The sequence below is a fragment of the Stenotrophomonas sp. HITSZ_GD genome, from assembly GCF_029543105.1.
GTDB lineage: Bacteria > Pseudomonadota > Gammaproteobacteria > Xanthomonadales > Xanthomonadaceae > Stenotrophomonas_A.
In genome coordinates this window covers 326,620-339,999 of record NZ_JARQXB010000002.1, presented here as the reverse complement: position 1 = coordinate 339,999, position 13,380 = coordinate 326,620, and the positions used below count along the sequence as shown (strand labels likewise).

General features: G+C 68.8%; 10 protein-coding genes. 8 read left to right on the top strand and 2 right to left on the bottom strand.

Going from position 1 to position 13,380, the window contains the following annotated elements; translation table 11 throughout:
- The first annotated feature begins 121 nt into the window (after positions 1 to 121).
- The 8 genes from P6166_RS03395 to P6166_RS03360 all read left to right on the top strand — a co-directional run bounded on the left by P6166_RS03395 (position 122) and on the right by P6166_RS03360 (position 9,955).
- A complete protein-coding gene (locus P6166_RS03395; RefSeq protein ID WP_277763117.1) occupies positions 122 to 421 on the top strand; it encodes a YciI family protein in 300 nt (99 codons plus the stop codon).
- Complete coding sequence (locus tag P6166_RS03390; protein WP_277763116.1) at positions 418 to 684, top strand: BolA family protein; 267 nt, start codon at positions 418 to 420, stop codon at positions 682 to 684. The genes P6166_RS03395 and P6166_RS03390 overlap by 4 nt, the downstream gene beginning before the upstream one ends.
- A gap of 163 nt (positions 685 to 847) precedes the next feature.
- The gene (locus P6166_RS03385; protein ID WP_277763115.1) at positions 848 to 1,870 is read left to right on the top strand and encodes a LacI family DNA-binding transcriptional regulator; all 1,023 of its coding nucleotides are present in this window, start codon (positions 848 to 850) and stop codon (positions 1,868 to 1,870) included.
- 210 nt (positions 1,871 to 2,080) lie between these two features.
- The gene (locus P6166_RS03380; RefSeq protein ID WP_277763144.1) at positions 2,081 to 3,661 is read left to right on the top strand and encodes a glucoamylase family protein; all 1,581 of its coding nucleotides are present in this window, start codon (positions 2,081 to 2,083) and stop codon (positions 3,659 to 3,661) included.
- A gap of 8 nt (positions 3,662 to 3,669) precedes the next feature.
- Positions 3,670 to 4,962, top strand: a complete 1,293-nt coding sequence (locus P6166_RS03375; RefSeq protein WP_277763114.1) for a sugar ABC transporter substrate-binding protein — start codon at positions 3,670 to 3,672, stop codon at positions 4,960 to 4,962.
- A complete protein-coding gene (locus P6166_RS03370; protein WP_277763113.1) occupies positions 4,959 to 5,840 on the top strand; it encodes a sugar ABC transporter permease in 882 nt (293 codons plus the stop codon). Before P6166_RS03375 ends, P6166_RS03370 begins: the two co-directional genes overlap by 4 nt.
- Complete coding sequence (locus P6166_RS03365) at positions 5,837 to 6,673, top strand: carbohydrate ABC transporter permease (RefSeq protein WP_277763112.1); 837 nt, start codon at positions 5,837 to 5,839, stop codon at positions 6,671 to 6,673. The genes P6166_RS03370 and P6166_RS03365 overlap by 4 nt, the downstream gene beginning before the upstream one ends.
- A gap of 135 nt (positions 6,674 to 6,808) precedes the next feature.
- Positions 6,809 to 9,955: a discoidin domain-containing protein gene (locus P6166_RS03360; protein ID WP_277763143.1), complete on the top strand. Its 3,147-nt coding sequence runs from the start codon at positions 6,809 to 6,811 to the stop codon at positions 9,953 to 9,955.
- 141 nt (positions 9,956 to 10,096) lie between these two features.
- Here P6166_RS03360 and P6166_RS03355 read toward each other — a convergent pair whose 3' ends face one another.
- Positions 10,097 to 12,478, bottom strand: a complete 2,382-nt coding sequence (locus P6166_RS03355) for a heavy metal translocating P-type ATPase (RefSeq protein ID WP_277763111.1) — start codon at positions 12,476 to 12,478, stop codon at positions 10,097 to 10,099.
- A 218-nt stretch (positions 12,479 to 12,696) separates the two neighbouring features.
- On the bottom strand, positions 12,697 to 13,356 hold the full coding sequence (locus tag P6166_RS03350; protein ID WP_277763110.1) for a bifunctional 4-hydroxy-2-oxoglutarate aldolase/2-dehydro-3-deoxy-phosphogluconate aldolase: 660 nt from the start codon (positions 13,354 to 13,356) through the stop codon (positions 12,697 to 12,699).
- Positions 13,357 to 13,380 lie beyond the last annotated feature (24 nt).

Sequence of the window (13,380 nt, the reverse complement as noted above, 5' to 3'; positions counted from 1 at the left end):
ACGTGCCGCCGCATCCCGCCGCGTGCATTGACGGCTAGGGTAATGGCAGCGCCGGGGCGGTGTCCAGCGCCGCCGGGGCTAGAATGAATGCCAGGTTCCAGCAGAAGAGGTGGCGGCAGGCATGTGGTACGTGATCGAGGGATACGACGGCGAGGGCGCGGCCGAAGGACGGCGCACCGCGCGCCCGGCGCACCTGGCGCGCCTGCGCGCGCTGGCCGACGCCGGCCGCCTGCTGCTGGCCGGCCCTTGCCCGGCCATCGACGCCGAGGACCCGGGCGAGGCCGGTTTCAGCGGCAGCCTGGTGGTGGCCGAGTTCGCCTCGCTGGCCGATGCGCGCGCCTGGGCGGACGCCGATCCCTACGTGGATGCCGGGGTGTATGCCCGCGTCGAGGTGCGGCCGTTCAAGCGGGTGCTGCCGTGAACGACCGCGTCGCCCGCATCGAGGCCGCCCTGCGTGCCGCCTTTGCGCCGTCCGTGCTGGAGGTGGTGGATGAAAGCCACAAGCACGCCGGCCACGCCGGGGCCCGCGATGGGCGCGGGCATTACGCGGTGCGCATCGTCGCGCCGGCCTTCGCCGGCCTGGCGCCGCTGGCCCGTCATCGCGCGGTGTACGCCGCGCTGGGCACGATGATGCGCGACGACATCCACGCGCTGTCGATCCAGGCCGAGCCGCCCGCCGGCTGAGCGATGTCGCCGGCGTGGCCGGCCGTTGTCCGATCCTTGCGGCCGATCCTGTCCATCGGACAAGCTCTGGTTAGAATTGCGTTGCAGTGCGGAATGACGTGTCGCCTGAAAACGTTTACAGTCAGGCGACGTATTCGGAGTCTCGACCGTGGAGGGCGGTACGTTGGCAAAGAATTCCATCACCATCAAGGACGTGGCGCGCGAAGCCAAGGTCTCGGTGGCGACTGTTTCGCGCGCACTGAACGGCCACGACAACGTGGCCGAGGCAGTGCGCAAGGCCGTGCTGGAGGTCGCCGACCGCCTGCGCTACAGCCCGCATGCCGCCGCCCGCAGCCTGAGCAGCCGGCATACGCAGACCATCGGCGTGGTGCTGCCGGATCTGTACGGGGAGTTCTTTTCCGAATTGATCCGCGGCATCGACGGGGTGGCGCGCGCGCGCCGGCAGCACCTGCTGGTGTCCAGCTACCACGGCGACCAGGAAGAGCAGGGCCGTGCGCTGCGCGCCATGCGCGGCCGCGTCGACGGCTTGCTGGTGCTCTCGCCCTATGCGGAGCACCCCGGTTTCCTGACCGAGAACCTGCCGCAGTCCCTGCCGACGGTGCTGATCAATACGCACCTGCCCGACGATGACCACTACCCGGTGCTGAGCATCGACGACCATGCCGGCGCCATCGCCATGACCGAGCACCTGCTCGCGCAGGGGCACCGCCGCATCGTCTTCGTCGCCGGCCCCGAGTTGAACTTCGACGCCCGCGAGCGCCTGCGCGGCTTCCAGGACGCCATGGCCGCCCACGGCGCCGACGCCCGCGCGCGGGTGATGTACGGCGATTTCGACGAGGCCTCCGGCTACCGCGCCGGGCAGCAACTGCTGCAGGGCGAGCTGCCGGACGCGGTGTTCGCGGCCAACGACATGATGGCGCTGGGTTGCCTGTACGCGCTGACCCAGGCCGGCGTGCAGGTGCCGGGCCAGGTGGCTTTGGCGGGTTTCGATGACATTCCGCTGGCGCGTTTCGTCCATCCCGGCCTGACGACGATGCGCGTCAGCATCGCCGAGCTGGGGGCGCAGGCGATGGGCCGGCTGCTGGCGCTGATCGACCCGGCCGGCGCCGCGCCGCAGGGCAATGTCACGCTCAAGCCGACGCTCATCGTGCGCGATTCCACCGTCGCCGGCGCGGGGCAGGCATGAGCCGGCCCGGCAGCGCCACCGGCTGAGGGTTCCGCGCCCGCGCCGCGATTGAGCCGGGCGTCAGGTTTCAGCCATTTCTTCACTGGTTCACGCGTTAGTCTTCGAGGGAGTTTCTGGGTGAGGGTTGTAAGCGATTTCATGAAAGACGGCAGCAAGCACACCGTTCGCGGCCATGCCCGCCACCTGCCGGGCGTGGGCCTGGCGCTGGGCATGCTGCTGCTGGCCGCCTGCCAGGGGCAGGCGCCTTCGACTCCCGAGGCTAAGCCCGCGCCCACCGTGACCCTGATCGAGCCCACGCTGCCGCCGGCGGCGCCCAAGCCGGTGAAGCCGGAACTGCCGCCGCTGTTCTCCGACATCGAGCGCCGCACGTTCCAGTTCTTCTGGGATACCACCAACGAGGTCAATGGCCTGACGCCGGACCGCTTCCCCTCGCGGCCGTTCGCCAGCATCGCCTCGGTCGGCTTCGCGCTGACCGCCTATCCGATCGGCATCGAGAATGGCTGGGTCAGCCGCACCCAGGCGGTGGACCGCACGCTGACCACGCTGAAGTTCTTCCGCGATGCGCCGGTCGGCCCGCAGCGCACCGGCAAGGCCGGCTACAAGGGCTTCTACTACCACTTCCTGGACATGCAGCGCGGCCAGCGCTACGACAGCTGGGTGGAGCTGTCGAGCGTGGATACCGCGCTGCTGATGATGGGCGTGCTGTTCGCGCAGTCGTACTACGACGGCGAAGACCCGCGCGAGAAGGAAATCCGCCAGATCGCCGACACGCTGTACAAGCGCGTGGACTGGACCTGGCTGCAGCAGCGCGCCCCGCTGATCTCGATGGGCTGGTTCCCCGAGAGCGGCTTCATCAACCACGACTGGATGGGCTACAACGAGGCGATGATGCTGTACGTGCTGGCCCTGGGCTCGCCGTCGCACCCGGTCGACCCGGACGCCTGGACGGTGTGGACGCGCACGTACAACAACGACTGGGGCGTGTACCAGGGCCAGGAATACCTGTCCTTCGGCCCGCTGTTCGGCCACCAGTACAGCCATGTCTGGATCGACTTCCGCGATATCCAGGACCAGTACATGCGCGAGCGCGGCATCGACTACTTCCTCAACAGCCGCCGCGCGACCCTGGCCCAGCGCGACTACGCCATCGACAACCCGATGAAGTGGAAGGACTACGGCGAGAACGTCTGGGGCCTGACCGCCAGCGACGGCCCGCAGAACACCAGCCAGGACTACCGCGGCGAGCAGCGCCAGTTCCGCCACTATTCCTCGCGCGGCGCGGGCCTGCGCGAGAACTTCGACGACGGCACCATCGCGCCGACCGCGGCGATCTCCTCCATCGTCTTCGCGCCGGAGGTGGTGATCCCGGCCACCGAGGAAATGCACAAGCGCTACGGCGACTACCTGTATTCCAGCTACGGCTTCCTGGATTCGTTCAACCCGAGCTTCAACTACGACATCCCGCTCAAGACCGGGCGCGTGGTGCCCGACCGCGGCTGGGTGGCCAGCGACTACATCGCCATCGACCAGGGCCCGATCCTCACGATGATCGCGAACTATCGCAACGAGTTCGTGTGGAACGTGATGAAGAAGAACAAGTACATCCGCACCGGGCTGGAGCGCGCCGGCTTCACCGGCGGCTGGCTGGCGCCGGAAGGCGAGGCGCCGCAGCAGCCGAAGAAGGACGAGCAGGCCGCCGCGGCACGGGCGATCGGCATCGCCGAATCGCGCGCGGCCGCCGCCGAGGCGCAGCAGAACCCCGCCCAGCGCCAGCAGCAGAAGCCGGAGTGAGTCCGCGCATGAGCCGACACGTCCTCGCGGCGCTGCTGCTGGCCGCCGGCCTGGGCGGCTGCGCGCGCGCGCCGCAAGGCGAGACCGTGCGCTTCTGGGCAATGGGCCGCGAGGCGGAGGTGGTCACCGAACTGGTGGCCGACTTCGAGAAGGAGAACCCCGGCATCCACGTGGATGTGCAGAACATCCCGATGACCGCCGCGCACGAAAAGCTGCTGACCGCCTTCGCCGCCGATGGCTTGCCGGACGTGTGCCAGCTGGGCAACACCTGGCTGCCCGAGTTCGCCATGCTCGATGCGCTCGAGCCGCTGCAACGGTACATCGATCGCTCGAACGTGGTGGACCCGGCGGACTACTTCCCCGGCGTGTGGGACACCAATATCGTCGACGGCACGCTGTATGGCGTGCCCTGGTACGTCGATACGCGCTTGCTGTTCTACCGCAAGGACCTGCTGGCCGAATCCGGGGTGACCCGCACCCCGCAGACCTGGGCCGAGTTCGAGCAGGCATTGGCCGCGGTGAAGCGGCACGTCGGCCCGCAGCGCTACGCCATCATGATGCCGCTCAACGAATTCGAGCAGCAGCTGTCCTTCGCGCTGCAGCAGGACGACCCGCTGCTGCGCGACCACGACAACTACGGCAACTTCCGCAGCCCCGGTTTCCGCAAGGCGCTGGCGTTCTACGCCAACATGTACGAACAGGGCTGGGCGCAGAAGGTGTCCGAAACCCAGATCTCCAACGTCTGGTACGAGTTCTTCAACGGCTCGTTCGCCTTCTATCTGTCCGGGCCCTGGAACGTGCGCGAATTCCGCCTGCGCCAGCCGCCGGGCATGGAGGGCAAGTGGGGCACCATGCCGCTGCCCGGCCCGAACGGCCCGGGCGCGGGCATCGCCGGCGGCGCCAGCCTGGTGATCCTGCGCCAGTCCCAGCACAAGGATGCGGCGTGGAAATTGATCGAATTCCTCTCGCGCCCGCAGCAGCAGGCACGCTTCCACGCCATCATCGGCGACCTGCCGCCGCGTCGCAGCACCTGGCAGTATCCCTCGCTCCAGCAGGACCCGCTGGCGCGCGCGTTCGGGGACCAGCTCGAACGCGTCAAGGCCACGCCCAAGGTGCTGGAGTGGGAGCGCATCGTGCAGGAGATGCGGCTGGTGACCGAACGGGTGGTGCGCGGCGGCGAGAGCCAGGAGAACGCGGTGCAGGAGCTGGACAAGCGCGTGGATGACATTCTCGCCAAGCGGCGCTGGATCTGGGCGCAGCAGCATCCCCAGGCCGCCACGCCGGCGCAGGCCGCGCCATGAAGCGGCCTTCGCTCGCCGGTTGGGTCTTCACCGCGCCCGCGCTGCTGGTGCTGGGCATGTTCTTCGGCGTGCCGGTGCTGGCCGCGCTGGTGCTCAGCCTCACCGACTTCGACCTCTACGCGCTGGCCGACAGCAGCCACCTGCGCTTCGTCGGCCTGGGCAACTACGTGGACCTGCTGCAGACGCCGCTGTTCTGGAAGTCGTTGTGGAACACCACGTACTTCGTGCTGCTCGGCGTGCCGATGTCCATCGCCGTCTCGCTGGGCGCGGCCATGCTGCTCAACGCCCCGGCCGCGCGCTTGCGCGCGCTGTTCCGCACCGCGCTGTTCGCCCCGGTGGTGACCACGCTGGTCGCGGTGGCGGTGATCTGGCGCTACCTGTTCCACGTCAAGTACGGCCTGGTGAACTGGGGTCTCGGGCAGCTGGGCATCTCGCCGGTCGATTTCCTCGGTGACCCGCGCTGGGCGATGCCGACCATCATGCTGTTCGCCGTGTGGAAGAACTTCGGCTACAACATGGTGATCTTCCTGGCCGGCCTGCAGGGCATCCCGCAGGATTTGTACGAGGCCGCGCGCATCGACGGCGCCTCGAAGTGGAAGCAGTTCCTGCACATCACCTTGCCGATGCTCGGCCCGGTGCTGATGGTGGTGGGGGTGATCACGGTGTCCGGCTACTTCCAGTTGTTCGCCGAGCCCTACGTGATGACGCGCGGCGACCCGCTGCAGAGCACGGTCAGCGTGCTGTATTTCATGTTCGAGGAAGGCTTCAAGTGGTGGAACCTCGGCCGCGCGTCGGCCGTGGCGTTCCTGTTGTTCCTGATCATCCTGGCGGTGACCACGGTGATGTTGCGCTTCGGCCGCAAGAAGGATCTGGTATGAGCCGGGAAATCGGTCAATCGCGCTGGAACGCCGTGCTGGTCAACGGCGGGTTGCTGCTGCTGGCGCTGATCGCGCTGGGCCCGCTGCTGTGGATGGCCTCGGTGTCGTTCATGCCCACGGGTGAGGCCAGTACGTTCCCGCCGCCGTTGCTGCCGTCCCGGTGGACGACCGCCAACTACCACGAGCTGTTCGAACGTACCGGCATGGCCAGTCACTTTGCCAACTCGCTGGGCGTCTCGCTGGCGATCACGCTGGGCTCGTTGCTGGTCAACACGCTGGCGGGCTACGCCTTCGCCAAGCTGCGCTTCGTGGGCCGCGAGCGGATCTTCCAGATCCTGCTGGCCGCGCTGGTGATCCCGGCGCAGGTGGCGATGCTGCCGCTGTTCCTGCTGATGAAGCAGTTGCACCTGGTCAACAGCTTCGGCGGGGTGATCCTGCCGGCGCTGGCCACGGTGTTCGGCATCTTCTTGGTGCGGCAGTACGCGCGCAGCATTCCTGACGAATTGCTGGAGGCCGCGCGCATCGACGGTGCCAGCGAGCTGCGCATCTTCTTCCAGATCGTGCTGCCGATGCTCAAGCCGGTGCTGGTGACGCTGACCATCTTCACCTTCATGGGCGCCTGGAACGACTTCATGTGGCCGCTGATCGTGCTGACCGACCAGGAGCACTACACGCTGCCGGTGGCGCTGGCCTCGCTGTCGCGCGAGCACATCATGGACGTGGAATTGATGATGGCCGGCGCGGTGATCACGGTGATCCCGGTGCTGCTGCTGTTCCTGGCCCTGCAGCGCTACTACATCCAGGGCTTGTTGCTGGGTAGCGTGAAGGGCTGAATCCTCGCGCGGCCGGGCAGCCGGCCGCCGGTTGCGCCGCGCGTGGCGCCGGCGCGGCGGCCGCACGCTGTTTCCACTTTGTTCCAACGTTCCAGAGACCCCATGGCTTCGATCAAGCACCGCTTTCCGATCCGCATGTTGCTGGCGCTGTGCGCCGGCCTGTCGCTGCACGCCAGTGCGCAGGACGCCAAGGTGCTCGACGATTTCGACGACATCGCGCCGTGGAAGCTGGTGGTCTCCAACCAGGTGAGCGGTTCGCTGCGGCCGGTGAGCGTGCCTGGCGGCGGCAAGGCGCTGTGCCTGGACTACAACTTCAACGGGGTGTCCGGCTATGTCGGCATCCGCCGCGAGCTGCCGATCCAGTATCCGGACAACTACCAGTTCAGTTTCAACCTGCGGGGCGATTCGCCGGCCAACGACCTGCAGTTCAAGCTGATCGATGCCAGCGGCGACAACGTGTGGTGGGTCAACCAGCCCGGCTTCGCCTTCCCGAAGAACTGGACGCCGCAGACGTGGCGCAAGCGCCAGATCAGCAAGGCCTGGGGTCCGGAGCTCGACCCGACGCTCAAGCGCAGCGCGAGCATCGAGTTCACCATCTACAACAAGGTCGGCGGCAAGGGCACGGTATGCCTGGACCGCCTGGCGCTCACCGCGCTGCCGCCGCCGGACAACTCGCCGCTGCACGCCAGCGCCATCGCCGACACCGCGCCGGCGCTCGAACAGCGCATCGCCGACGGCAAGACGGACACGTTCTGGCTCAGCGGCGGGGTGAAAACCCAGACCGTGACGCTGGACCTGGGCAAGGTGCGCGAGTTCGGCGGCGCCATCGTCGACTGGATTCCCGGGCTGGAAGCCTCGCAATACGACGTGCGCGGCTCCATCGACGGCCGCAGCTGGAAGCCGCTGCGCAGTGTGGTGGCCGGCGCCGGCGGCACCGACTTCCTCGCGCTGCCCGACACCGAAGCGCGCTACCTGCGGTTCGACCTGAAGAACGGCCCCAACTGGCGCTACGGCATCCGCGAGATCACCCTCAAGCCGCTGGCGTGGGCGGCTACGCCGAACGACTTCATCGCCTCGGTGGCCGCGCTCTCGCCGCGCGGCGCGTTCCCGCGTGCGTACAGCGGCGAGCAGCCGTACTGGACGTTGATCGGCCTGGATGGCGGCACCGAGCAAGGGTTGATCGGCGAGGACGGCGCGGTGGAGGTCGGCAAGGGCGGCTTCAGCCTGGAGCCGTTCGTGCTCAGCGGCGGCAAGTGGGTGAGCTGGGCCGATGTGAGCGCCGAGCAGAGCCTGCAGGACGACTACCTGCCGATTCCCAGCGTGCAGTGGCACCACGACCAGCTCGACCTGCGCGTGACCGCCTTCGTGCAGGGCACGCCGGCGCAGTCGCAACTGGTGGCGCGCTACCAGCTGCGCAACACCGGCAAGGAGGCGCGCGACTTCAGCCTGGCACTGGCGGTGCGCCCGTTCCAGGTCAACCCGCCGACGCAGTTCCTCAATACCGTCGGCGGCATCAGCCGCATCGAGCAGATGGCGGTGGACGGCGGGCAGGTAAGCGTGAACGGCAAGCCGCGCGTCTTTGCCGCCCAGGCGCCGGATGCCGCGTTCGTCACCGCGTTCGACAGCGGCATGGCGGTCAAGCAGTTGTCCAGGGCGCAGCTGCCGCAGACGCGCCAGGTCAAGGACGACACCGGCCTGGCCTCCGGCGCGCTGGTGTATCGCTGGCACCTGGCACCGGGCGAGATGCGCGAGGTGGCGGTGGTGGTGCCGCAGACTGGCGCGGCCGCGCTGCCTGCCGGTTTCGATGCCGAGCGCGCGCAGCAGCAGGTGGCGCAGGGCTGGCGCGACCGCCTGGACCGCGTGCGCTTCGAGGTGCCGGGCGAGGGCAAGCCGGTGGTGGATACGCTGCGCACGGCGCTGGCGCACATGCTGATCTCGCGCAACGGCCCGCGCCTGCAGCCGGGCACGCGCTCCTATGCGCGCAGCTGGATCCGCGACGGCGCGATGATCTCCGAAGGGCTGCTGCGCCTGGGCCGCGAGGACGTGGTGCGCGATTACGTGGCGTGGTTCGCCCCGTTCCAGTTCGAGAACGGCATGGTGCCGTGCTGCGTGGACGACCGCGGCAGCGACCCGGTGCCGGAGAACGACAGCCACGGCGAGCTGATCTACAACATCGCCGAGTACTACCGCTACACCGGCGATCGCGCCTTCCTGGACGAGATGTGGCCGCACGTGCTGGGCGCGTTCAACTACATGGAGCAGCTGCGCGCCAGCGAGCGCACCGAAGAGAACTTCATGCGCAACCCGGCCTTCTACGGCATGATGCCGGTGTCGATCAGCCACGAGGGCTATTCGGCCAAGCCGATGCACTCGTACTGGGACAACTTCTGGGCGCTGCGCGGCTATAAGGACGCGGCGGAGATCGCCGGCACGCTCGGCAAGGCCGACGAACTGCCGCTGATGGCCGGCGCGCGCGACGAGTTCCGCGGCGACCTGGCCGCCTCGTTGCAGGCGGCCGTGCGCCAGCATGGCATCGACTTCCTGCCGGGCTCGGCCGAGCTGGGCGATTTCGATGCCACCTCGACCACCATCGCGCTGGCGCCGGGCGGCGAGCAGGGCCGGCTGCCGGCCGACCTGCTGGACAACACCTTCCAGCGCTACTGGAACGAGTTCGTGCAGCGCCGCGACGGCAGCCGCCCGTGGAAGGACTACACGCCCTACGAGTGGCGCAATGTCGCCGCCTTCGTGCGCCTGGGCTGGCGCGACCGCGCGTGGGATGCGGTGTCGTTCTTCTTCAAGGACCGCGCGCCGCAGCCCTGGAACCAGTGGGCCGAGGTGGTCTCGCATACGCCGCGCAAGCCGTTCTTCGTCGGCGACCTGCCGCATGCCTGGGTGGCGTCGGATTTCGTGCGTTCGGTGCTGGACATGTTCGCCTACGGGCGCGAGGTGGATGACAGCATCGTGCTGGCCGCCGGGCTGCCCACGCGCTGGTTCGAAGGGCAGGGCGTGTCGATCGGCGACCTGCGCACGCCGCATGGCCGCCTGGGTTATCGATTGCAGCGCAGCGACCGCCAGCTGGTGCTTGACGTGCCCGCCGGCATCACCCCGCCGGCCGGTGGCCTGGTGCTGGCATGGCCGTACAGCGGAAAGCCGGGCGATGCGAAGGTCAATGGCGAGCCGGCGGTGTGGGAGAACGGCGAGCTGCGCCTCCATGCGGTGCCGGCGCACGTGGAGATCGACGTGCCGTCGTCGGTGCGGCGCGCGGAGCGCAAGCGGGATTGAGGGCGCGCTGCGTTGCGGGGACGCCGCTGTATTTTTTGTAGGAGCGGCTTCAGCCGCGACCGCGAGGTTGCAGGGTCGCGGCTGAAGCCGCTCCTACACTGAGTCGGCCAATCCAAACCGGGTGCAGGGCGGCCGCGCGCGTTACGCCCCTGGCAAGCGCTGGTGCCGCAGCCGCAGCGCATTGCCCACCGCCGAGGCCGAACTCAGGCTCATCGCCAACGCCGCGAACATCGGCGACAGCAGCCAGCCGGTCAGCGGATACAACACGCCGGCGGCCAGCGGCACGCCCAGGCCGTTGTAGACCAGCGCGAAGCCCAGGTTCTGCCGCATGTTCGCCACGGTGGCCTGCGACAGGCCGCGCGCCACCGCGATGCCGCGCAGGTCGCCCTTCACCAGCGTGACCTGCGCGCTGTTCATCGCCACATCCGTGCCGGTGCCCATCGCGATGCCGACGTCGGCGCGGGCCAGGGCCGGCGCGTCGTTGATGCCGTCGCCGGCCATCGCCACCACGTGGCCTTCGCGCTGCAAGCGTTCGACCAACGCGAGCTTGTCCTGCGGCTTCACTTCGCCGTGCACCTCGTCGATGCCCAACCGCGCGGCCACCGCACGCGCGGTGGTCTGGCCGTCGCCGGTGGCCATCACCACGCGCAGGCCGGCGGCATGCAACGTAGCCAGCGCCTCGGGCGTGCTGGGCTTGATGGGGTCGGCCACCGCCAGCAGTCCGGCGAGCGCGCCGTCCACGGCCAGGTGCATCACGCTGGCGCCTTGTCCGCGCAACGCTTCCGCTTGTTCCGACAACGGCGCCACGTCCACGCCCACCTGCGCCATCAGCACCCCATTGCCCAGTGCCAGCGCGTGGCCTTCCACGCGGCCGCGTACGCCGATGCCGGAAGCGGATTCGAAGTCTTCGACCCTCGACAGGCCCAGCCCCTGCGCGCGTGCCTGCGCGACGATGGCCGCGGCCAGCGGATGCTCGCTGCCTTGGTCGAGGCTGGCGGCGAGCCGCAGCACGGTCTCGGCATCGAAGCCCGTGGCCGGTACCACGCGCTCGAACGCCGGGCGGCCCTCGGTGAGCGTGCCGGTCTTGTCGACGAGCAGCGTATCGACGCGGCGCAGGTTCTCGATGGCCGCCGCATCGCGAAACAGGATGCCCAGCGTGGCGCCGCGACCGGTCGCCACCATGATGGACATCGGCGTCGCCAACCCCAATGCGCAAGGGCAGGCGATGATCAGTACCGCCACCGCGTTGACCAGGCCGAATACCCAGCCCTGCGATGGACCGAACAGGCCCCATGCGAGGAATGTCAGCAGCGCCGCGGCGGCCACCGCCAGTACGAATACGCCGGCCACGCCATCGGCCATGCGCTGCATCGGCGCGCGCGAGCGCTGCGCCTGCGCCACCATCTGTACGATCTGCGAGAGCACCGTGTCCGCGCCGACGCGCTCGCTGCGCATCAACAGCGCGCCGCTGGTATTGAGCGTGGCGCCGATCAGCGCATCACCGGGACGTTTGGTCAGCGGCACCGGTTCGCCGGTGAGCATGGACTCGTCCACCGCGCTCTGGCCTTCCAGCACGCGGCCATCGGTGGGGATCTTCTCGCCGGGCCGCACCCGCAGGCGGTCGCCGACCCGGACGCCGGCCAGCGGCACGTCTTCCTCCTGGCCGTCTTCGCGCACACGCCGCGCGGTCTTCGGCGCCAGCCCGAGCAGTGCGCGGATGGCCGCCGAGGTCTGCGCCCGCGCGCGCAGTTCGAGCAACTGGCCAAGCAGCGTGAGCGAGATGATCACCGCCGCCGCTTCGAAGTACACGTTCACCCGGCCCATCGACACGAAGGAGGCGGGGAATACGCCGGGGGCCACCGTGGCTACCACGCTGTAGACGAACGCCGCCCCGGTCCCCAGGCTGATGAGCGTCCACATGTTGGGGCTGCGGTGGACCACTGATTGCCAGCCGCGCTGGAAGAAAGGCGCACCGGCCCACAGCACCACCGGCAGCGTCAGCAACAGTTCGACCCAGCTCTGCGTCGCCATGTCCATCAGGTGCAGGCGATGGCCGAACATGGCCAGCAACATCACCACCAGCGACAGCGGCAGCGTCCACCAGAAACGGCGCGAGAAATCGCGCAGCTCGGGGTTGTCGTCCTCCTCCAGGCTCGGCATTTCCGGCTCCAGCGCCATGCCGCACTTGGGACAGGTGCCTGGATGGTCCTGCCGGATCTCCGGATGCATGGGGCAGGTGTAGATCGTGCCGGCCGGCGCGGGCGGCGTCGGCATCGCAGCGGCATGTCCATCGGCGTGGCCATCGCGGTGCAGATAACGCGCGGGCGCCGCCTGGAACTTGGCCGCGCATCCGGCGCTGCAGAAGTAATAAGCCTGGCCCTCATGTGCGACGCGATGCTTCGATTCCGTCGTGACGCGCATGCCGCACACGGGATCGCGCAGCGACGCGCCAGGGTCGCCACCGCCGTGGCCGCCAGCATGGGAAGGGCCCGTGGGGTGATGAGGTTCGTGGGGCGAATGCATCAGGGGCTCCTGTCGACGCTTCCATGTTAGGCCGAGGCCGACGAAGCGGTACAGCCTGCGACAAAGCGGCCGCTTTCCCGGTCGCCTTGAGCGGTTTGCGGGCGCTGCTCCTGGCGGGGAGGTAGTGAAGCCGCCTGGAGACCCACGCGGGAACTGCCCAAAAAAAAATGCCGCGCTAGGCGCGGCATTCCTTGAAATCACCCAAGCCCGGGAAGACCTCAGCCAGCGCGCACCTGCGCCACGATCTTCGCCGCGGCCGCCGCGCTGTCGCGCACCTTGTGCCACTCGCCCTTGGCCAGCCAGTCCTTGGGCACCATCCACGAGCCACCGATGCACAGCACGTTCGGCTGCGACAGGTATTGGCCCGCCGTGTCCTCGCTGATGCCGCCGGTCGGGCACAACTTGAGCTCCGCCAGCGGGCCCGCCAGGCCCTTCAACATGTGCAGGCCGCCCACCGCCGAAGCGGGGAACAGCTTGCAGACGCGGAAACCGCGGCCCATCAGCGACAGGAATTCGGTCGGCGTGGCCGCGCCCGGCACCACCGGGATTGGCGCGTCCGCGAGCAGGTCGGCCAGCGCCGGCGGCGTGCCCGGCGTCACCAGGAAATCGGCGCCGGCATCGATCGACTGCAACATCTGCAGCTCGCTGAGCACGGTGCCCGCGCCGACCACCAACTCGGGACGCTCGCGCTTCAGCGTCGCCAGCGCTTCCATCGCCACCGGCGTGCGCAGGGTCAGTTCGATCGCCGGCAGGCCGCCTTCCAGCAGCGCGTCGGTGACCGCGCGCGCCTGGTCCAGGCTGTCGACGGTGATGACCGGGAGAATGCCGGCCTGCAGCAGCAGGGACTCGGCGCGGTTCTGGAGATCGGCGATCGTCATGGTGTGGTCAATCCTTGCGAAAGT